General features: G+C 74.0%; 19 protein-coding genes and 1 riboswitch. Of the genes, 13 read left to right on the plus strand and 6 right to left on the minus strand.

Annotated features, from left to right (window positions below):
* Nucleotide 1: 1 nt before the first annotated feature.
* On the minus strand, nucleotides 2-1,210 hold the full coding sequence (locus tag ACPCK6_RS18065; protein WP_423481674.1) for a hypothetical protein: 1,209 nt from the start codon (nucleotides 1,208-1,210) through the stop codon (nucleotides 2-4).
* 125 nt (nucleotides 1,211-1,335) lie between these two features.
* Between ACPCK6_RS18065 and ACPCK6_RS18070 the strand changes: the two genes are divergently transcribed.
* From ACPCK6_RS18070 to ACPCK6_RS18085, 4 genes are read left to right on the plus strand one after another with little or no spacing between them, the layout of a single operon-like run.
* A complete protein-coding gene (locus tag ACPCK6_RS18070; RefSeq protein ID WP_396883394.1) occupies nucleotides 1,336-1,941 on the plus strand; it encodes a class I SAM-dependent methyltransferase in 606 nt (201 codons plus the stop codon).
* Between the two features lie 41 nt (nucleotides 1,942-1,982).
* Nucleotides 1,983-3,662 (plus strand): ABC-F family ATP-binding cassette domain-containing protein, encoded by a 1,680-nt coding sequence (locus ACPCK6_RS18075; protein ID WP_396883393.1) that lies wholly within the window; start codon nucleotides 1,983-1,985, stop codon nucleotides 3,660-3,662.
* Nucleotides 3,662-4,468, plus strand: a complete 807-nt coding sequence (locus tag ACPCK6_RS18080; RefSeq protein ID WP_396883392.1) for a nucleotidyltransferase family protein — start codon at nucleotides 3,662-3,664, stop codon at nucleotides 4,466-4,468. The genes ACPCK6_RS18075 and ACPCK6_RS18080 overlap by 1 nt, the downstream gene beginning before the upstream one ends.
* A 21-nt stretch (nucleotides 4,469-4,489) precedes the next feature.
* Nucleotides 4,490-5,452 carry an aldo/keto reductase gene (locus ACPCK6_RS18085; protein ID WP_423481675.1) on the plus strand — a complete coding sequence of 321 codons (963 nt, stop codon included), beginning with the start codon at nucleotides 4,490-4,492 and terminating at the stop codon, nucleotides 5,450-5,452.
* A gap of 563 nt (nucleotides 5,453-6,015) precedes the next feature.
* Here the strand turns inward: ACPCK6_RS18085 and ACPCK6_RS18090 are convergent.
* The gene (locus ACPCK6_RS18090) at nucleotides 6,016-6,927 is read right to left on the minus strand and encodes a DUF559 domain-containing protein (RefSeq protein WP_423481676.1); all 912 of its coding nucleotides are present in this window, start codon (nucleotides 6,925-6,927) and stop codon (nucleotides 6,016-6,018) included.
* 118 nt (nucleotides 6,928-7,045) lie between these two features.
* A riboswitch (TPP riboswitch) is annotated at nucleotides 7,046-7,157 on the plus strand.
* Here ACPCK6_RS18090 and thiE point away from each other — a divergent pair.
* The 7 genes from thiE to thiC all read left to right on the plus strand — a co-directional run bounded on the left by thiE (nucleotide 7,152) and on the right by thiC (nucleotide 13,081).
* Nucleotides 7,152-7,778, plus strand: coding sequence for a thiamine phosphate synthase (thiE, locus tag ACPCK6_RS18095; protein WP_396883389.1), 627 nt, complete (start codon nucleotides 7,152-7,154; stop codon nucleotides 7,776-7,778). Its footprint overlaps the riboswitch before it by 6 nt.
* Nucleotides 7,772-8,902 carry a glycine oxidase ThiO gene (gene thiO, locus ACPCK6_RS18100; RefSeq protein WP_423481677.1) on the plus strand — a complete coding sequence of 377 codons (1,131 nt, stop codon included), beginning with the start codon at nucleotides 7,772-7,774 and terminating at the stop codon, nucleotides 8,900-8,902. Before thiE ends, thiO begins: the two co-directional genes overlap by 7 nt.
* Complete coding sequence (gene thiS / locus ACPCK6_RS18105; protein WP_013288601.1) at nucleotides 8,893-9,093, plus strand: sulfur carrier protein ThiS; 201 nt, start codon at nucleotides 8,893-8,895, stop codon at nucleotides 9,091-9,093. Before thiO ends, thiS begins: the two co-directional genes overlap by 10 nt.
* A gap of 5 nt (nucleotides 9,094-9,098) precedes the next feature.
* The gene (locus ACPCK6_RS18110) at nucleotides 9,099-9,872 is read left to right on the plus strand and encodes a thiazole synthase (RefSeq protein WP_423481678.1); all 774 of its coding nucleotides are present in this window, start codon (nucleotides 9,099-9,101) and stop codon (nucleotides 9,870-9,872) included.
* Between the two features lie 62 nt (nucleotides 9,873-9,934).
* Nucleotides 9,935-10,600: a thiamine phosphate synthase gene (locus ACPCK6_RS18115; protein WP_423481683.1), complete on the plus strand. Its 666-nt coding sequence runs from the start codon at nucleotides 9,935-9,937 to the stop codon at nucleotides 10,598-10,600.
* A gap of 82 nt (nucleotides 10,601-10,682) precedes the next feature.
* The gene (gene thiD, locus ACPCK6_RS18120) at nucleotides 10,683-11,471 is read left to right on the plus strand and encodes a bifunctional hydroxymethylpyrimidine kinase/phosphomethylpyrimidine kinase (RefSeq protein ID WP_396883386.1); all 789 of its coding nucleotides are present in this window, start codon (nucleotides 10,683-10,685) and stop codon (nucleotides 11,469-11,471) included.
* A 17-nt stretch (nucleotides 11,472-11,488) separates the two neighbouring features.
* Nucleotides 11,489-13,081 (plus strand): phosphomethylpyrimidine synthase ThiC, encoded by a 1,593-nt coding sequence (gene thiC / locus ACPCK6_RS18125; RefSeq protein WP_423481679.1) that lies wholly within the window; start codon nucleotides 11,489-11,491, stop codon nucleotides 13,079-13,081.
* A gap of 47 nt (nucleotides 13,082-13,128) precedes the next feature.
* On the opposite strand, the gene ACPCK6_RS18130 is transcribed toward thiC, so the two are convergent.
* The 4 genes from ACPCK6_RS18130 to ACPCK6_RS18145 all read right to left on the minus strand — a co-directional run bounded on the left by ACPCK6_RS18130 (nucleotide 13,129) and on the right by ACPCK6_RS18145 (nucleotide 17,934).
* Nucleotides 13,129-15,819 carry a hypothetical protein gene (locus tag ACPCK6_RS18130; protein ID WP_423481680.1) on the minus strand — a complete coding sequence of 897 codons (2,691 nt, stop codon included), beginning with the start codon at nucleotides 15,817-15,819 and terminating at the stop codon, nucleotides 13,129-13,131.
* Nucleotides 15,820-15,893: 74 nt separating this feature from the next.
* Nucleotides 15,894-16,202, minus strand: coding sequence for a cupin domain-containing protein (locus ACPCK6_RS18135; protein ID WP_423481681.1), 309 nt, complete (start codon nucleotides 16,200-16,202; stop codon nucleotides 15,894-15,896).
* Nucleotides 16,199-17,149 (minus strand): LLM class F420-dependent oxidoreductase, encoded by a 951-nt coding sequence (locus ACPCK6_RS18140; RefSeq protein WP_423481682.1) that lies wholly within the window; start codon nucleotides 17,147-17,149, stop codon nucleotides 16,199-16,201. Before ACPCK6_RS18140 ends, ACPCK6_RS18135 begins: the two co-directional genes overlap by 4 nt.
* A gap of 2 nt (nucleotides 17,150-17,151) precedes the next feature.
* Complete coding sequence (locus tag ACPCK6_RS18145) at nucleotides 17,152-17,934, minus strand: ABC transporter ATP-binding protein (protein WP_013288593.1); 783 nt, start codon at nucleotides 17,932-17,934, stop codon at nucleotides 17,152-17,154.
* Between the two features lie 284 nt (nucleotides 17,935-18,218).
* On the opposite strand from ACPCK6_RS18145, the gene ACPCK6_RS18150 reads away from it, so the two are divergent.
* Nucleotides 18,219-19,247 carry an ABC transporter substrate-binding protein gene (locus ACPCK6_RS18150; RefSeq protein ID WP_396883381.1) on the plus strand — a complete coding sequence of 343 codons (1,029 nt, stop codon included), beginning with the start codon at nucleotides 18,219-18,221 and terminating at the stop codon, nucleotides 19,245-19,247.
* A gap of 103 nt (nucleotides 19,248-19,350) precedes the next feature.
* Nucleotides 19,351-20,181, plus strand: coding sequence for an ABC transporter permease (locus ACPCK6_RS18155; protein WP_396883380.1), 831 nt, complete (start codon nucleotides 19,351-19,353; stop codon nucleotides 20,179-20,181).
* The last annotated feature ends 89 nt before the right edge of the window (nucleotides 20,182-20,270 follow it).

Raw genomic sequence — 20,270 nt, forward strand, 5'->3', positions numbered from 1 at the left:
CTCAGTCCGTGCCCCGCTGACCGGCGCTGTCCCCGGCCGATTCGGCATCGGGCTGCCCGGCCGTTCCGGCCGCCGCGCGACGGTCCAGCACACCCCGGTTGAGGTGCAGCTCGACCATGTCGAACATGATCTCGCGGGCGGTCGCGTCGTCGCTCGGGATACGTTCCCCGTCGGCGCGGGTGACCAGGCAGAAGGCGACGTAGTGTCCGCGTACCTGCCAGGCGACCCGGGCCGCGGCCTTCTCCACCGCCTCGGTGTCGTCGCCGGCCGCCATGCCACGGAACCGTCCCTGGCGCGCGTCGAGCAGCGGCCGGATGCGGTCGCGTACCCGCTGGGCGGTGGCCACGTCGGTGAGGTTGAACAGACCGGCGGTGATCAGGTGGTCGCCGTCGGGGGAGCGGAGCGTGCCCCGCACGACCTGGTTGCAGCCGAGCCGGACCAGCAGGTCGGCGATCTCGCCGGTGGCCGCTACCTGGCACTTCGTGCTGGCCTGGGTCTTCAGCACCCGGTACGCGGGCTTCCCGTCGGTGACCACCAGATCCTTTGCCGGGAAGACCTCCTTGGCGGTGAGTGACGCCTGGTCGGTGTCCCGGGAGTCCAGGTCGGTGCCGCCGGACGGGGTGCTGGACTCGGTCGGCTGCGGGGTCGGCTGGCCGGCCGGGGGCGTGGCGGTGCGTTCGTCGAGCAGGGCCGCGACGGCGAGCCCGGTGAGCGAGAGCAGCAGCAGGACGGCGGCGCCGCCGACGAGCGTCTGCCAGAACCGGCCGCCGCCGCGGCGTTCGGCGCGCCGGGTCCGGGGCAGCTCGGAGACGTCGGCGGCGCGGGCGGTGGGGCTGGCCGGGATCGGCACCGTCGGCCGGTTCACCGCCGCCGGTACGGGCGCGGGCATGGGCGGCGCGGGCTGCGGCACCGGGGAGGGCTCCCGTGGTGGCGCGGGCCGTCCGGGTGTCGGCGCCGGGGCCGGTGGTGCCGGAACGGGTGCGCGGGCGTCGTCTGCCACCGCCTGCCCGTCGGGGATGGCCTGCTCGGCCGTGCCGGCCGGCGGCAGCGCCGGTTGCGGGCGCGGCGGCGGGGGCAGCGACGGCGTGGGGAACCGGGAGCGTGACGGACCCGCGGGCGGCGGCGTCGTGGCTGCGGGCCCGTTCGGGGCCGACCCGGGCGTCGGGTACTCCAGGAAGGCGTCCTCATCGGACTCGTACCGGTACACCATGTGGCATAGAGTAGGGCTGATTGTCCCTTTCAGGGGTAATATCGGGAAATTCTGGCGGAGTGGCGTCCGGCTCCGCCGGTGACACCGTCGCCGGAACCGCCCCGGCCCGGTGCGAGAATGCCTGCGTGACCGGCGACCACTACTTCACCGCTGAACCCTCGACCCCGGCCCGCCCGCGCGAGGTCGAGTTCACCGTCGCCGGGCGCGACTACACACTCGGCTCGGCCGGTGGCGTCTTCTCCGCCGACCGGCTCGACCCGGGCACCGCCGTGCTGCTGCGCAAGGCCGACCTGCCGGCCGCCGACGTCACCGGCGCGCTGCTCGACATCGGCTGCGGCTTCGGCCCGATCACCTGCGTCCTCGCCACTGTCGCGCCGAAGGCCACCGTCTGGGCCGTGGACGTCAACGAGCGGGCCCGCGCCCTCACCATCGACAACGCGGCGAGGGTCGGCGCCGCCGACCGGGTACGCGCCGTCGCGCCCGACGAACTGCCGGACGACGTCACCTTCGCCCAGATCTGGTCCAACCCGCCGATCCACATCGGCAAGCCGGAACTGCACGGCCTGCTGCTGCGCTGGCTGCCCCGGCTCGCCCCGGACGGCGTGGCCTGGCTGGTCGTCGCCCGGCACCTCGGCGGCGACTCGCTGCACCGCTGGCTGGTCGAGCAGGGCTGGTCCGTCGAGCGGCACGCCAGCCAGAAGGGCTACCGGGTGCTGCGGGTCACCCGGTAATCCGGTGTCGTCCACCGACCCGGCTCGGGCAGGATGCCCGCGTGGGATACGTGGACGTGGCAGGAGTGGGGCACATCCTCCCGGACGGGCGTGAGCTGTTCAGCGACGTGTCGTTCCGGGTCGGTGAGGGTGCCAAGGTGGCGCTGGTCGGCCCGAACGGCGCCGGCAAGACCACGCTGCTGCGGATGGTCGCCGGTGACCTGCCGGTGAAGACCGGCGCTGTCGCCCGCTCCGGCGGGCTGGGCGTGATGCGGCAGTTCATCGGCATGATCGGCGACGCGTCCACGCTCGCCGACCTCGCCCTGTCGCTGGCGCCACCGGCGCTGCGCGACGCCGGGCGGCGGCTCGCCGAGACCGAGGCGGCCATGCGGGCGGCCGAGGTGCGCGGCAAGTACAGCTCCGCCGCCGCCAAGACCCAGCTCGCGTACGCCGAGGCGCTCGCCGCCTGGGGTGAGACCGGAGGGTACGACGCCGAGGTCCTCTTCGACACCGTCGCCACCATCGTGCTCGACCTGCCGTGGGACAGCGCGCGGGAACGGCCGGTCCGCACGCTCTCCGGCGGCCAGCAGAAACGCTTCGCGCTGGAACTGCTGCTGCGCGGCCCGGACGAGGTGCTGCTGCTCGACGAGCCGGACAACTTCCTCGACGTACCCGGCAAACGCTGGCTGGAGGCGCGCCTGCGCGAGTCGGGCAAGTCCGTGCTGTACGTCTCGCACGACCGGGAACTGCTGGCGCAGACCGCCGACCGCGTCGTCGCGGTGGAGGGCGGCAGCGCCTGGGTGCACCCGGGCGGCTTCGCGAGCTGGCACTCCGCGCGGGTGGCCCGGCACGCCCGCCTCGACGAGCTGCGCAAACGCTGGGACGAGGAACACCAGAAGCTGCGCGAGCTGATGCTGATGTACAAGCAGAAGGCCGCGTACAACGACGGGATGGCGTCCCGCTACCAGGCCGCGCAGACCCGGTTACGCAAGTTCGAGGAGGCCGGGCCGCCGCCCGTACCCCCGAAGGACCAGGACATCCGGATGCGGCTGACGGGCGGGCGGACCGGCAAGCGCGCGGTGATCGCCGAGCAACTGGAGCTGGACGGCCTGACGTACCCGTTCGACCTGGAACTCTGGTACGGCGACCGGGTCGCGGTGCTCGGCGCGAACGGCACCGGCAAGTCGCACTTCCTGCGCCTGCTGGCCCGCGGCGGCACCGACCCGGAACCGGGCAACACCCCCGTCGACGGCGCCGGCGCGCTCGCACCTGTCGCGCACGGCGGGGTGGTGCGGCTCGGCGCGCGGGTCCGGCCCGGGCACTTCTCGCAGACCCACGACCGGCCGGAGCTGATGGCGAAGACGCTCGTCGAGGTGCTGTGGCGCGGCGACGACCACCGGGCCGGCATGGACCGGCACGCGGCGATGGCGGCGCTGTCCCGGTACGAGCTCGCCGGTCAGGGCGACCAGCGGTTCGGCACGCTCTCCGGCGGGCAGCAGGCCCGCTTCCTGGTGCTGCTGCTGGAGCTGTCCGGGGCGACGCTGCTGCTGCTCGACGAGCCCACCGACAACCTCGACCTGGCCTCGGCCGAGGCGCTGGAGGCCGGGCTGACCGCGTTCGAGGGGACTGTGGTCGCTGTGACACACGACAGGTGGTTCACCCGTACCTTCGACCGGTTCGTGCTGTTCCGGGGCGACGGCGACGTGGTGGAGACGCCGGAGCCGGTCTGGGACGTGGGCTGATGATCGACCAGGACCTGGCCGACCGGCTGTGCGCGGTGGACGGTGTGGTCGCGGTGGCGCTCGGCGGCAGCCGCGCCCGCGGCGACCACCGGCCCGACTCCGACTGGGACCTGGGCCTCTACTACCGGGGTACGCCGGACCTGGCCGGGCTGCGCGCGGTGGCCGCCTCGATCGCCGACGGGCCGGTGGACCTCACCGCACCGGGCGGCTGGGGACCGTGGGTCGACGGGGGCGGCTGGCTGCGTGTCGGCGGCGTCGCGGTGGACTGGATCTACCGCGACCTGGACCGGGTGCACCGGGTGTGGGCGGACTGCCGGGCCGGCCGTTACACGGTCGAGGCGCAGGCCGGGCACCCGCTCGGCTTCTACTCGCACGCGTACGCCGGGGAGGTGGCGCTCGGGCGGGTGCTCGGCGACCCGACCGGCGAACTGACCGCGCTGCGGGCCGAGACCGTCGACTACCCGCCCGCGCTCGGCGCCGCGCTGGTCGCCGGTGGCTGGGAGACCGGGCTGCTGCTCGACGGTGCGGCCAAGGGCGCGGCAGGGGGCGACGCCGGCTACGTGGCGGGCTGCCTGTTCCGGGTGGTCGGCGTGCTGGTCCACGCGCTGCACGGCCGCGCCGGACGGTGGCTCGTCAACGAGAAGGGCATGATCGCCTCCGCCGGGGGCCTGCCCGGTGCGCCGCCGGACTTCGCCGAGCGGACGCAGGCGCTGCTGGGCGCGGCGGGGCGTACCCCGTCCGAGCTGGCGGCGACGATCGCCGCCGCCCGGACGCTGGCCGCCGAGGTGCTGCCGCTCTCCGGATGACACCCGGGCAGCGGGCATAGGGTGGATCTCGTGAGTGAGATGACCTATCGCCGGCTGGGCGACTCCGGGCTCGTGGTGTCAGTGGTCGGAATCGGCTGCAACAACTTCGGCCGCAAACTCGACCTCGACGGCACCCGGGCGGTGGTGGACGCCGCGCTCGACGCCGGGATCAACTTCTTCGACACCGCCGACATCTACGGCGAGCCGCAGGGCGCCTCCGAGGAACTGCTCGGCCAGGCGCTCAAGGGCCGCCGCGACGACGTGGTGGTGGCCACCAAGTTCGGCATGGACATGAACGGCGCGAACGGGCCGGACCACGGTGCCCGGGGCGCCCGCCGCTACATCGCCCGCGCGGTCGAGGCGTCGCTGCGCCGCCTCGGTACCGACCACATCGACCTGTACCAGATGCACGAGCCGGACCCGGGCACCCCGATCGACGAGACGCTCGCCGCGCTGGACGACCTGGTGACCGCCGGCAAGGTGCGCTACCTCGGCAACTCCAACTTCGCCGGCTGGCAGATCGCCGACGCCGACTGGACCGCGTCGTCGCAGGGGCGTACCCGGTTCATCTCCGCGCAGAACCACTACTCGCTGGTGGAGCGCGGTGTGGAGGACGAGGTGATCCCCGCCTGCGAGCGGTTCGGCCTCGGCATGCTGCCGTTCTTCCCGCTCGCCAACGGGCTACTCACCGGCAAGTACAAGCGCGGCGAGGCGCCCCCGGCGGGCAGCCGCCTGGCCGGTGGCGGCCGGTACGCCGAACGGCTGGCCGCCGCGCGCTGGGACGTCATCGAGGCGATCGAGGCGTACGCGGCCGAGCGCGGCATCACCATGCTGCAGGTGGCCATCGGTGGCCTGGCGGCCCGTCCCGCCGTCACGTCCGTGATCGCCGGCGCCACGACTCCCGAGCAGGTGAGGTTGAACGCCGAGGCCGGGACGTGGCAGCCGTCCGACGAGGACCTGGACGCCCTCGACGCCATCCTCTGACCGTCGCTGACGGGCACCGGCGCGCCCGCCCGCGCGTTGGCTCCGTCCGCGTGTTCGGTCTGCCCGTGTTCGGTGCGCCCGTGTTCGGTGCGCCCGTGTTCGGTGCGCCCGCGCGTCGCAGGTGCGTCCACTCGTCGGCGTGCGAGCGACGGGGCTTGCCCCACGCGGCGGGCGTGCGCCCACCGTGGCCGCCCGCGCGCGGAGGCACCCATGGCGTTCCACCCATCGTCAGCGCTGCCTCTGAGTGGAACGGTATGGGTGTCAAGAGGGCCTTGAGACACCCATGACGTTCCACTCGTCGGCAGATCCAGTCGCGAGTGGAACGCCATGGGTGTCTGCGGGTGGTCTTCTGACGCCCGTGGTGTACCGGGCGACCCCTGGCAGGTGGCGAACCGGGCGGCACGGCGGGTGGCGGGTGGCGAACCGGGCGGCACGGCGGGTGGCGGGTGGCGAACCGGGCGGCACGGCGGGTGGCGGGTGGCGAACCGGGCGGCACGGCGGGTGGCGGGTGGCAGGTGGCGAACCGGCGGGCCGGGGCGAGGCTGGTGGCGTGCGGGCGCGGATCAGTGGTCTGCTGCGGTGGCGCGACGTTCTGCCAGGGCCTGGCGGACCAGGGCGACTGTGGCGTCGGGGCGGCGTAGCACGTCGTCGGCGGTGAACCGGAGCACGACCCACCCGGCCGCGCGGAGCGCGTTCAGGCGCCCCACGTCCCGCCGGAAGTGCGCCCGTTCGCGGTGGTGGTCGCCGTCGTACTCGACCGCGAGGCGGAGCGCCGGCCAGGCCAGGTCCACCCGGGCCACGAAACGTCCGCCGGCGCGTACCTCGTGCTGAGCGGTGAGCGGGCCGAGGCCGGCGTCGAGCAGGAGCAGTCGCATCCGTGTCTCCATCGGGGACTCGCTCAGCGGCTCGGCCAGCGCCAGCACCTCCCGCAGCAGCGACAGACCTGGCCACCCGGCTCGGGCCGCTGCGAAGTCGCGCAGACCCGGTAGCCGTACCAGCCGGCGGTGAAGTAGCGCGTCGACGGCGACGAGCGCCTCGACGCGGCTGCCGTGGCGGCCCAGGTCGAACGCGGTGCGCAGCGGGGTGGTGACCGGCAGCCCGCCGACGAGGGTGCGGTCCCGCGCCGCCAGCGGTGACCGGACCACGCGCAACCGCGGATGGGGGCGCAGTCGAGCAGCAGTCGGCAGCACCACGGTCACCGGCGCGTCGCGGGTGAGTACGTCCACGCCGAACAACCAGGCGGCGCTGCGCCCGGCAAGCACGGCATCCGGCGGCAGGCGCAACGACACCGCCTCGCACCACATCCCGTGGTCGCCGGCGCGGTATCCGTCCCGGTGCACGTACACGTCCGGCAGCAGGCGGATCCACGTCGGCCCGCGCAGCATCGTCCAGGTGAGCAGCCCATCGGAGACGGCACTGCTGCCCCGGAACGGCAGGACCGCCAGGCGGCGCGGAACGCGGGCGGGAACGGACATTCGGGCAGCGTGTCGTGATGGGACGGTCACCCGCTGTCCCGGTACGCCATGTGAACGGTTCCTGGGAAAAACCTCACCCGGGCTTCCGTACGGGCGGGAGGCGTCGTACGGTAGGCCGCAAGTGACCCACGGGAGCCCGGTGCGGACCGGGCTGAGAGGGGGGCTGGGAGCCCCCGACCGTCGAACCTGATCCGGGTAATGCCGGCGCAGGGAGGAGCGTTGCCGTGCTGTCCCTGGGACGACTGCATCTCATCACCGACACCCGGCCGGGGCGTGACCCGCTCGCCGTGCTGCGTGCCGCCCTGCCCGTGGCGGGCGCCGACCTCGTCGTGCAGGTGCGCGTGGAGGACGACGCCACTGACCGGGAGGCGTACGAGCTGGCGTGCCGGGTGACCGAGGCGTGCCGGCCGTACGGCGCACAGTGCCTGGTCAACGACCGGCTGCACGTAGCGCTCGCGGTGGACGCCGCCGGGGGCCACGTCGGCGCGGACGACCTGCCGGTCGCCGCCGCCCGCCGGGTACTCGGCCCGGACGCCGTGCTCGGCGCGACCGCCCGCGAGCCGGCCGGCGCCCGCGCGGCGGTGGACGCGGGCGCGAGCTACCTGGGCGTGGGCCCGTGCCACGCCACCACCACCAAGCCCGGCCTGCCGGATCCGATCGGCCCTGACGGGGTGCGGGCGGTCGCCGAGGCGGTGACCGTGCCGGTGATCGCGATCGGCGGGGTGACCGCCGCGAGCGTGCCGGCGTTGCGGGCGGCCGGGGCGTACGGGGTGGCGGTGGTCGGCGCGCTCAGCCTGGCCGCCGATCCCGCGCACGCCACGGCTGAGCTGCTGCGGGCCCTGACGTGTTAAAAGGGGGCCCTTCCTCTACCGGAGGCGTTAATAGGGGGCCCTTCCTTACCGATGTGGCGGTGGTGGGGGGCGGGCCGATCGGGTGGGCGATCGCGTGGCGATGTGCGCAGCGCGGACTGCGTGTGGTGGTGCACGACGACCGGCCCGGGTCGGGCGCCTCGTCGGTGGCCGCCGGGATGCTGTCGCCGGTCGCCGAGGCGTACTTCGGTGAGCACGAGCTGACCGCCCTGCTCGTCGAGTCCGCCGCACGCTGGCCCGGCTTCGCGGCCGAGCTGACCGGGGCGAGCGGCGTCGACCTCGGCTACCGCACCGAGGGCACGCTCGTCGTCGGGCTCACCGCCGACGACCTGGCCGAGGCGGGGCGGCTGTGGTCGTACCAACGGGGTCTGGGACTGCCGATCACGTCGCTGCGCCCGTCGGAGCTGCGCGACCGCGAACCGGCGCTGTCGCCGCGCGTGCGCGGCGGCGCTGTCGCCCCCGGCGACCACCAGGTCGACCCGCGGCGGCTGGTCACCGCGTTGCGCACCGCTGCGGAACGCGTGGGAGTGGAGCTGCGCCCGGCCCGCGTCGGCGCGCTGTCCGAGGTGGACGCGAGGTTCACTGTGGTCGCGGCGGGCTGCGGCGCGGCGGCGCTGACCGGCCTGCCGGTCCGCCCGGTCAAGGGCCAGGTGCTGCGGCTGCGCGCGCCGGGTGGCGGTCCGCCGGGCTTCCGGCACGTGATCCGGGGGTACGCGGACAGCGAGTCGGTCTACCTGGTGCCCCGGGACAGCGGTGAGGTAGTGGTCGGGGCGACTGTGGAGGAGCGCGCGGACACCGCTGTCACCGCCGGTGGCGTGCTGACACTGCTGCGCGCCGCCGCCGAGCTGGTGCCGGAACTCGTCGAGTACGAGCTGGTGGAAGCAGTCGCCGGGCTGCGCCCCGGTACGCCCGACAACGCGCCGATCATCGGGCCGCTGCCCGGGCAGCCGGGCGTGCTCGCGGCGACCGGGCACCACCGGCACGGCATCGTTCTCACCCCGGTCACCGCCGACCTGGTCACCGAGCTGATCGTCACCGGCGAGCCGGATCCCGCGCTCGCCCCCTTCACCCCGGACCGCTTCGGGAAGGAGCACACGTGGAACTGATCGTCAACGGCACCGGCCGGACGCTGCCCGAGGGTGTCACCGTCGCCGAGGTGGTCCGCACCGTCACGGACCGGGAGCGCGGGCTCGCGGTGGCGGTGAACGGCGAGGTGGTGCCGCGCGGCGGCTGGTCGGCGAGCGTCCTGCGCGACGGCGACCGGGTCGAGGTGCTCAGCGCCACCCAGGGCGGGTGAACGGCATGTCCACACTGGAGATCGGTGGGGTCACGTTCGGCTCGCGGCTCATCCTCGGCACCGGTGGCGCGGCGAACCTGCACGTGCTGGAGCAGGCGATCCGGGCCTCCGGCACCGAGCTGGTGACGGTGGCGCTGCGCCGGGTGGACACCACGCCCGGCGGGTCGGGCGGCCTGCTCGATCTGGTGGAGCGGTGCGACGTACGGCTGCTGCCGAACACGGCCGGCTGCCGTACCGCCGTGGAGGCGGTGAAGACGGCGCACCTGGCCCGGGAGGCGTTCGACACCGACTGGGTGAAGCTGGAGGTGATCGGCGACGAGCGCACGCTCCTGCCCGACGGGGTGGAGCTGCTGCGCGCCGCCGAGGAACTGGTGGCCGACGGGTTCACCGTGCTGCCGTACACCTCTGATGATCCGGTGCTGGCCCGGCGGCTGGCCGACGTGGGCTGCGCGGCGGTGATGCCGGCCGGGTCGCCGATCGGTTCCGGGCTGGGCATCGGCAACCCGCACCACATCCGGCTGATCCGGGCGGCGGTGGACGTGCCGGTGGTGCTGGACGCGGGCATCGGCACCGCCTCGGATGCGGCGCTGGCGATGGAGTTGGGCTGCGACGCGGTGCTGCTGGCGAGCGCCGTGACCCGGGCCGCCGACCCGGTGGCGATGGCCACGGCCATGCGGTACGCGGTCGAGGCCGGCCGCCTGGCGTACGGCGCGGGCCGCATCACCCGCCGCTTCCACGCCTTGCCGTCCACCCCCGACGACGGACGGCCCGACCTGTGACCGCCCTACGCGTTGCGGATCTTGGTACGGAGGCGCCCCTGGACGGGCGGCCGCGTACCAAGATCCAGGGCGGGCCGAGTGGGGTCGTGGTGTTCACCGATCGGCGGGTCGCTCGGGGGGCGCTCGTCGACGTCGTGGCGGGGGCCGTGGGTGGGGGAGTGCGGTGGGTGGTGCTGCGGGAGAAGGATCTGCCGCGCGCCGAACGCCTCGCGCTCGCCGCCGACCTGCGCGCGATCCTCGCCGAGGCGGGCGGCACGCTGATCGTGGCCGGACCCGATCCGCTCGACGGGGACGCGGTGCACCTGCCCGCCGCCGGCCCGTACCCGCCGCCCGCCGTCGGACTCGTCGGCCGCTCCTGCCACGACACCGCCGAACTGGCCCGGCTCACCACCGAGCGCTACGCGACAGTGTCCCCGGTCTACGAGACGAGGACGAAGCCCGGCTACGGCCCGGCGTTGCGACCTGACGGATTGAGCGAGCTGGTGAAAGCCAGCCCGGTCCCGGTGCTCGCCCTCGGCGGCATCGAAACGGCAGCTCAGGTAGCGGCCTGCGTTGAGGCGGGCGCAACAGGAGTAGCAGTCCTGGGAGCCGTCATGCGCGCCAACGACCCCACCGAAACTGCCACCACGCTGGGCAGCGCCTTCCAGGAGGCGGCCACCCGTGTGACAGGCACCCACCCCGCGCGATCCGACGAAGGCCCACACGAGAAGGGCTGCGGCCGACCGTGACCACGCAGGGATCAAGCCTGACCGCCCGGAGTGGGCACGGTCGGCCGCAGCCCTCAACCGCAACCACCGGTGGAGGAAAGCAGTGACGCCGAAAACAGTTCTCAGCATCGCCGGCTCCGACTCCGGAGCGGGAGCGGGCATCCAGGCCGACCTCAAGACGTTCGCCGCGCTCGGGGCGTACGGCACCACAGTGCTCACCGCAGTCACCGCGCAGAGCACCAGGGGTGTCGACGCCGTCCTGCCGTTGCCCCCGCAGACGGTGCGCGACCAGATGGACAGCGTGCTCGGCGACTTCGACGTGCGCGCGGTGAAGACCGGGATGCTCGGCACCCCGGCGGTCGCCGACGCGGTGGCCGAGGCGGCTCGGGCCGGGCGGCTGCCGCACCTGGTCGTCGACCCGGTACTGGTCGCCACGAGCGGGCACCGGCTCGGCGTGGTGGAGGCGGTCGAGCGGCTGTTGCCGTACGCGGAAGTGGCGACACCGAACTGCGCGGAGGCCGCGGCCCTCACCGGAGGCCCGGTGGGCACCGTCGAGGAGATGGTCGCGGCGGCCGAGGCGCTGGCGGCGCGCGGACCGGCGTTCGTGGTGGTGACCGGCGGCGACGTGGACGCCGACGGCGAGTCGGTGGACGTGCTGGCCGGCGGTGGGACCACGCGGCTGCTGCGCGCGACCCGGGTGGACACCCGGCACAACCACGGCACCGGCTGTTCGTTCTCGGCGGCCGTCGCGGTCCGGCTCGCCGCGGGCGACGCGGTGCCGGTCGCGGTGGCCGCCGCCAAGGAGTACGTCACCCGCGCGCTGACCGGCGCGCGGACCTGGGAGCTGGGCGCGGGACGCGGCCCGCTGGACCACTTCGGCTGGTCCGCATGAGCGACAGGGAGGCTGTCATGCAGGCACGTCGCAAGGTGTACGTGGAAGGGTCACGCCCGGACATCCGGGTGCCGTTCGCCGAGGTGACGCTGACCGGGGACAACCCTCCGGTACGGCTCTACGACACCTCCGGTCCCGGCTCCGACCCCGACGTGGGGCTGCCCGCGCTGCGCGGACCGTGGATCGCCGAGCGCGGTGACGTCGCACCGGTACGCGGGGCCGGCACGCCGCTGGCGGGTGTGGACGGGAAGCGACCGACGCAGCTCGCGTACGCCCGCGCCGGGATCGTCACACCGGAGATGGAGTTCGTGGCGGTCCGGGAGTCGGTGGCGCCGGAGTTCGTCCGGGACGAGATCGCGGCCGGGCGGGCCGTGCTGCCGCTGAACGTCAACCACCCCGAGTGCGAGCCGGCCATCATCGGCAAGGCGTTCCTGGTGAAGGTCAACGCGAACATCGGCACCTCGGCTGTCACCTCGTCGGTGGCCGAGGAGGTGGAGAAGCTGACCTGGGCCACCCGGTGGGGCGCGGACACCGTGATGGACCTGTCCACCGGCAAGCGCATCCACGAGACCCGCGAGGCGATCGTGCGGAACGCGCCGGTGCCGATCGGCACGGTGCCGATCTACCAGGCGCTGGAGAAGGTCGGCGGCGACCCGGTGAAGCTGAGCTGGGAGGTGTTCCGCGAGACGGTCATCGAGCAGGCGGAGCAGGGCGTCGACTACATGACGGTGCACGCCGGGGTGCTGCTGCCGTACGTGCCGCTGGCGGTGGACCGGGTCACCGGGATCGTGTCCCGGGGCGGCTCGATCATGGCGGCCTGGTGCCTGGCGCACCACGAGGAGAACTTCCTCTACACGAACTTCCGGGAGCTGTGTTCGCTGCTCGCGAAGTACGACGTCACGTTCTCCCTCGGCGACGGGCTGCGCCCCGGTTCCATCGCGGACGCCAACGACGAGGCGCAGTTCGCCGAGCTGCGTACGCTCGGTGAGCTGACGAAGATCGCCTGGGAGTACGACGTGCAGGTGATGATCGAGGGCCCCGGGCACGTGCCGATGCACAAGATCAAGGAGAACGTGGACCTCCAGCAGGAGTGGTGCCATGAGGCGCCGTTCTACACGCTCGGGCCGCTGACCACCGACGTCGCGCCCGCGTACGACCACATCACCTCCGCGATCGGCGCGGCGATGATCGGCATGTTCGGCACCGCGATGCTCTGCTACGTCACTCCGAAGGAGCACCTCGGGCTGCCCGACCGCGACGACGTGAAGGCGGGCGTGATCGCGTACAAGATCGCCGCGCACGCGGCCGACCTGGCCAAGGGGCACCCCGGCGCGCAGGCGTGGGACGACGCGCTCTCCAAGGCCCGGTTCGAGTTCCGGTGGTCCGACCAGTTCAACCTGGCGCTCGACCCGGAGACCGCGCGGGCGTACCACGACGCGACGCTGCCCGCCGAACCCGCCAAGACCGCGCACTTCTGCTCGATGTGCGGGCCGAAGTTCTGCTCCATGAAGATCACCCAGGAGCTGAAGGACTACGCGGCGCAGGGCATGCGCGGCAAGTCGGAGGAGTTCGTCGCCGGCGGGTCACGGGTCTACCTGCCGCTGGCGTGAGCGGGGCCGGGGCGGGCCGTTTCGATCCGGTCCGCCCCGGCCGTCGGTCAGTCGCGGTGGTGCCGTCCGGTCCGCAGCGAGCGGGCGCCGTCGGCGTTGTCGTCCGAGGCGAGACCGGCGACCCAGTCGACGTACTCGTCGTCGGCAGCGGTGGTCGGCTCGGCCGTACGCTCGGCCGGCTCCGGCTCGTCCTTGGCCCGGTTGCGCCGGAACAGGCCGCGCCGGGGCTTCGGCTTCCCGCCGGACGCGTCGGCGTCGTCCGGTCCGGCGTGCCGCCCGTGCCGGGAGTCCGTCTCCGCGGCGGTGGCCTCCGGCAGCGCGGCGGTGTCCGGCAGTGCGGCGGTGGTGTCCGGCAGCGCGGCAGCGCCCGGTGCGGCGGTCGCCGCCTCGGGCCGGGCGACCGGCTTCCCCGCCTCCGGCCGGGCGAGCGGCCCCGCCGGCCGGGCGTTCGTGGCGAGCGCGTCCCATCCGGTGCTCGCGCCCGGCTCGGGCAGACCCCGGTGCCGGGGACGCGGCGCCGGTTCGGCCGGGGCGGTCGCCTCCGCGCCGTCCCGGGCCGGTGCGTCAGGGTCGGTGGTCGTGCGGTGCGGGCGGGCCGCCGGGGTGATCGGCCAGGCCGGGCGCACCTCGCCGGGCGCCCCGGTCACGTCCTCGAACATCGGGAACCGGGGCCGGGGCGACGGGGCCGGCGCCGGGTCGTCGAAGAAGAAGGTGCGTCCGGTACGTCCGGCCGGTGCGATCTCGTTCGAGTCGGTGCCCGTGCCGTCCCGGTGCGGGTTCGTGGCCTGGGGGATCGCGGCGGCGTTCGTGGCGTCCGGGGCGGGTCGGGTCCGCCCGCCGGTCGCCGTCGTCGCGGCCTCGGCGCCGGTGCGTGCCGGCTCGGCGTCGGCTCGCCCGCTCGGCGTCGTCGGCGCGGCGTCGGTGTGGCCGCTCGGTGTCGTCGGCGCGGTGTCGGCCGGCCCGGACCCGGGGGAGGCCGGGGTGGAGTCGGGGGCGGCCGGGCCGGTGGCGCGCGGGGCCTTCGGCGTGCGGGTACGCCGGGGGCGGGTGGTACGGCCCGTCGCGCCGGTGTCTCCAGCGGCTTCGGCCGGGGGCGCGGCGAGGGTGTCGCTGTCCGCGTCGGCCGTGACCGGTCCGGCGAGGGCGCCGCTGTCCGAACGCGGGCCGGGAACGTGGCTGCCGGCGGTGCCGCCGGTGGCCTGTGACGTGCCCGCGCCGGCGCTCGGGGAGGAGTCGTCCCCCGGGCGGGGTGCTGTGCCGTCGGCGGGTGACACCGGCCCGTCGGTCGTCCCGCTGGACCGGCCGGCACGGGTACGGCGCGGCCGGGTCACCCGTGGTGTGGTCGTCGCCGCTTCCGGCTCCGGTGTGGCATCGGCGGGTCCGGAACCGGCGACGGCCGGGTCGAGAGTGGTCGCACGATCCGCGGTGGCCGCCTCGCCGGTGTCGCTCGCGTGGGCCGTGCCCGTGCCCGGACCCCCGACCGTGCCCGTGCCCGGGACTGGACCCGGGACCGGGTCGGGGCGGCCCGCGGCGAGGACGTCGATGGCCGAGGTCCGGCGGCCCGGGGGCAGCAGACCCGGCATGGGCTGGCCGTGGCCCGTGTCGGCGACGGCCGAGCGCTCACCCACCGGCCGGTCCGCAACGGCCGGCTGATCGACGGCGGGCAGATCCGTGAGACCCGGCCGGCCGGCGGCGGGCAGATCGGTACCGGCCGGAACCGTCGCCGTGGCCGCGCCGCCGGGCTCCGGCCAGTTCCAGTGCGCGGGCGCGGCGGCGCCGCTCGTCACCGGCGGCTCGGGCGGGGCGGCCGGGACGCCCGGAGTGGACGAGTGCGGCAGCGGCGCGAGGATGTCGGTGGCCTCGACCGCGTCGGGGTCACCGGTGGCGGTGACCGGGCGGGGCAGCACGGTGGTGGCGGTCGAGCCGAGCGCCCCGGCGATCACGGCGATCAGCGCGCCGTAGTAGGGCGCGACCTGGTAGCGGTCGGTCGCCGAGCCGGGGCCGGCGGTCAGGTAGGCGAACGCGACGAGCACCGGACCGGCAGCCCCGGCCGCGCCGCCGACAAGCGGCGGCCATTCGGCCCGGCGCGCGAGTACGCCGACGGCCCCGCCGGCCAGCAGGGCGAGCACCGGCAGCAGCAGCATGGACAGGCGTTGGGCCGCCTCCGGATCGAGCCAGGAGGGTTCGAGGACGCCGAGCCGTACCGTGGCCAGCGGACGGTTGGCGACGATCGTGGGAGCGACGGAGAGCAGCGCCAGCAGCCAGACGATGCCGGCGGTGACCGCCACGCCCCAGCCGAACGGCGGCTTGAGCAGGACGGCGATCGCCGCGCCCGCCCCGACCATCGCGCCGAGGGCGGCGCAGATGCCGGCGGCCCAGACCGGGTCGACGGATCCGCCCAGCTCGGCTGCGCGGGCCGGTTGCATGCACAGCGGGGCGACCACCATCGCGCCCAGCGCGCTGACGCCGGCGATGGAGAGCAGTTCGGTGGTGCCGCCGGGACTGTCGTCACGGCGGGCGAAGCGCTCGGTGAGGACGGCTCCGGCGACCGTGGCGACAGCGGCGAACCAGCCCACCCAGACGAGCTGGGCGGGCCACCGGTTGACCGAGACGTCCACGAACGCGCCGTCGAGGCGTACGACTCCGAAGCCGTACGCGATCCCCAACTGGCCGGCCCCGGCCAGTACGCTCACCCCGAGCGCCGTGAGCAGCAGCCTGCCCCACGTCCGAAAGGCCATGTCGGGCACGTTACGGCCCGGTGCCCCCGATCGCCACCTTGCCGCCGCGCGGCGCGGCGAACCTGCCGGTGTGGCTACTTCAGCTCGACCAGGCGCGCGAGGTAGGTGGTGTCGCCGACGTTGGTGAGCATGTGCACCGCGCCCGGGTCGCGGTAGACCACGCCGCCGGTCGGCTCGTCGGCGTCGATGGTGGTGCCGTCGATCGTCTGCACCACGTTCTTGGCGCCCTGGATGGCCACCACCAGGTACGGGTGGTCGTGGCGGTGCAGCGGCTGGCGCTCACCCGGCTTCAGCCGGATGTGCCAGACGCGTACGCGGTCGTTCTCGTACACGATCTCCTGGCCAACCGGGCCGAGTTCGAGGTCGGCGGAGAGTTCGGTCATCGCGGTCCGTCCAGTCGGGGGAGCACCTCGGCGGCGATGAGCTCCACGTGGTCGAGGTCGTCGAAGTCGATCAGGCGCAGGTGCACCCGGGTGGCCCCGATCGCGGCGAACTCGCCGATCCGGTCGACCAGCTGGGCGGGGGAGCCGACCACCGGGTCCTCCGGCGGCAGCGCGCTCGTGACGTGCAGCGGCGCGGCCCGGCGCTGCGCCTCGGCGTCGGTGCGCCCGATCGCCACCACGATGCCGGCGGAGAGCGTCAGCGGCGCGCGGCCGGAGGCGTCCCGCCCGGCGCGGTCGCACGCCTCGCGCACCCGCTCGTACGCGGCGGCGGTCTCGACCACGCTCTTGAACGGCATGTTGAACTCGTCGGCGTAGCGGGCGGCCAGCTCGGGGGTGCGCTTCGGTCCCCGGCCGCCGACGATCACCGGCGGGCCGGGCTGCTGCACCGGCTTGGGCAGCGCGGGCGCGTCGACCAGCCGGTAGTGCTCACCGGTGAAGCTGTACGTCTCGTCGGACGGGGTGCGCCACAGCCCGGTGACGATCTCCAGCTGCTCGGTGAGCCGGTCGAAGCGCTCGCTCACCGGCGGGAACGGGATGCCGTACGCGGTGTGCTCGCGCTCGTACCATCCGGCGCCGATGCCCAGCTCGACCCGGCCGCCGCTCATCCGATCGACCTGGGCGACCATGACGGCCAGCGGCCCGGGAAGCCGGAACGTGGCGGACGTGACGAGCGTGCCGAGCCGGATCCGGGAGGTCTCCCGGGCGAGCGCGGCGAGCGTCAGCCAGGCGTCGGTGGGGCCGGGCAGCGCCGGCTCGTCCCCCATGGCCCGGTAGTGGTCGGCCCGGAAGAAGCCCTCGAAGCCGGTCTCCTCGACCAGCCGGGCGAACCGGAGCTGGTCGTCGTAGTCCGCACCGCGGTGGGGTTCGGTGAACACCGAGACCCGCATGGTCACCGTCCTCCCACGGGTACGCCGGGGGCGTCCCGCTCCATCAGCAGTTCGTGCAGCTCGGCGCTGATGCGCGCGACGTCTTCCAGGTGTTCGTGGCGGCCCAGCGTGCGTGGCCGGGGGACGTTCACCTCGACCACCTCGCGGATGCGCCCGGGGCGCGGGCTGAGCACGACGACCCGGTCGGCGAGCAGCACCGCCTCGTCGATCGAGTGGGTGACGAAGACGATCGTCGCCTTCGTCTCCATGTGCACCCGCTGGAGTTCGCCGGAGAGCTCCTCGCGGGTGAGCGCGTCGAGCGCGGAGAACGGCTCGTCCATGAGCATCACCCGGGGTGAGCCGATCAGCGACCGGCACAGCGACACGCGCTGCTGCATGCCGCCGGACAGCTCGTGCGGGAGGCGCTTCTCGAAGCCGCCCAGCCCGGCCATCTCCAGCAACTGGCGGGCCCGGTCGCGGTGCTCGGCGCGGCGCCAGCCGAAGATCTCCACCGGCAGCAGCACGTTGTCCAGCACCGAGCGCCAGGGCAGCAGCGCCGGCCGCTGGAACAGCATCGCCACGTCGCGGCGGGGTTTCGTGATCGGCGTACCGCCCACGGTGATCTCGCCGCCGGTGACCGGGAGCAGGCCGGCGATCATGCGCAGCAGCGTGGACTTGCCGCAGCCGGACCGGCCGAGGACGGCGACGAACTCGCCTTCGGCGACGTCGAGGTCGATGCCGCGCAACGCCTCCACCCGCCCCGAACGGCCGTCGAAGGTGCGGGACACCCCGGACAGTCGGATCATCTTCCGCCGGCTCCCTTCCACGTCGTCCGAACGCGAGCCGGGCTAGCGTAGCGGACCGTGCTTATAGCACCGTCCGGGGTGGACGTCAGTCCGCTTTCCGTCACGCAACTTCGTTTCCGTTCCGCAACCGGGACGGCGACGGCAGGTCATCTGGCTTCTCGTACGCTGTTGCGCGCGAAGAGTCCCCTCACGACGGTCCAGTCGGCCGAACCCACGTGCCGACCCCGTCGGACCCACGACCCGACCGGCGAAGAAGTCCTGGTCGGAAAGGACATGGTGCACTGATGAGAAGGCTGACCCGTACGGTCGCCGCCGCGGCTCTGGCCACCGCCCTCGCCCTGGTGGGCGGCTGCAGCAGCGACTCGGACAAGTCCGAGAGCGGCGGCGGCAACGGCGCGGCGCTGGAGAAGGTGACGTACCTCACCTCGTTCGGCAACTTCGGGCGTGACTCCTACGCCTGGGTGGCGAAGGACAAGGGCTTCTTCAAGGAGGCCGGTTTCGACGTCGACATCAAGCCCGGTCAGGGCACCGGCTCCGTGATCCAGACCATCACCGGCGGTCAGGCCGACTTCGGCCCGATCGACCTGACCGGTGGCATCCTGCAGCTCGGCAACGGCCAGGCGAAGGACTTCGTGGCGGTGGCCGCGATCCAGCAGCGCACCATGGCCGCGATCGTCACGGTCGAGGGCAAGAACATCGCCACCCCGAAGGACCTCGAGGGCAAGAAGCTCGCCGACACCCCGACGTCCGTCGTGCGCAACCTCTTCCCGACGTACGCGCGGCTCGCCGGCATCGACGGCAGCAAGGTGACCTGGGTCAACGGTGAGGCGCAGGGCCTGATCGGCATGCTCGGCTCGGGCTCGGTGGACGGCATCGGCCAGTTCGTCGTCGGCCAGCCGACGGTGGAGACGGTGACCAAGAAGAAGCCGGTCGTCCTGCCGTACAGCAACGTGATGCAGGACCTCTACGGCAACGCGCTGATCACCTCGTCGAAGATCGCCAAGGAGAAGCCGGACATGGTGAAGAAGTTCACCGCCGCGCTGCTCAAGGGCCTGGAGTACTCGCTGGCCAACCCGGACGAGGCGGGCGAGATCCTGAAGAAGAACGTGCCGGCCGCCGTGCCGGCCGCGGCGTCCGCCGAGCTTCAGCTGATGGCCGCGTACGTCCGGTCGAGCAACTCCGGCACCGCGATCGGCACGCTGGACAGTGGCCGGGTGGCCAAGAGCATCGCGCTGCTCCAGGGCGCCGGTGCGCTGAAGCAGAACCTCACCCCGGACCAGATCATCGACTTCAACCTCGCGCCGAAGGCCTGACCGGCCCGCTCGGGCCAACGGGGGTGCGACCCGCCGGACACCCCGGTGGGGCGCACCCCCTTCGCGTGCCGGTCACACCGACCGGCGCAGAGAGGAGGACACGTTGACACAGTCGACCGAGGCCCGGCCGGAGGCGCCGCCGCGCCCGGGAGTCCGGCGCGGGATCGCCGTACGCCCGGCGGCGGTCGGGCTGCCGGCGCTCGGCCTGGTGATCGCGGTGGCGGCCTGGTGGCTGGTCACCTCGGGCCTGAACCTGGTGCACCCGGCCGCGCTGCCCCCGCCGCAGGCGGTGGGGAAGTCCCTCGCCGGCACCACCGAGGTGCTGCTGCCCGCGCTGGGCATCACCACCTGGATGACGGTGTTCGGCTTCGTGCTCTCGTCGGTGGCCGGGGTGCTGATCGGGATGGCACTGGCCGCCTCCAGCCGGGTGGAACGGATGTTCGCGCCGCTGCTGGTGGCGGTGAACGCGGTTCCGAAGATCGCGTTCGGGCCGCTGCTCGTGGTGGCCGTGGGCTGGGGGCAGAAGCCGATCCTGACCATGGTGTTCCTGCTCTGCTTCTTCCCGATCGTGCTCTCCACCGCGACCGGGCTGACCACCACCCCGGCGGACCTGGCGGAGCTGGGCCGGTCGCTCAACGCCTCGTGGTGGCAGTCGTTCCGCAAGGTGCGCTTCCCGGCGGCGCTGCCGCAGATCTTCGTCGGTCTCAAGGTGGCGATGCCGCTCGCCGCGATCGGCGCGGTGATCGGGGAGTTCTACTCGGACCGCCCGGGCCTGGGTTACCAGATCCTCCAGTACAACGGCGTCGGCGACACCGCTACCGCGTGGGCGGCGATCGTGCTGGTGGCGCTGATGAGCATCGCGCTCTACGCCGCCCTGAGCCTGGTCGAGCGTCTGGCCCTGCCCTGGGTACGGGCCACCACCTCGGCCCGCTGACACCCGAGACGAGAACCCGACGTCGACCGAGCGCCCGGAAGAAGACATCAACCCACGGCTGGCGGCCGCCCACGACAGGCGTGGCCCCA

This window comes from Micromonospora sp. AB353 (assembly GCF_049538395.1).
Lineage (GTDB): Bacteria > Actinomycetota > Actinomycetes > Mycobacteriales > Micromonosporaceae > Micromonospora > Micromonospora aurantiaca.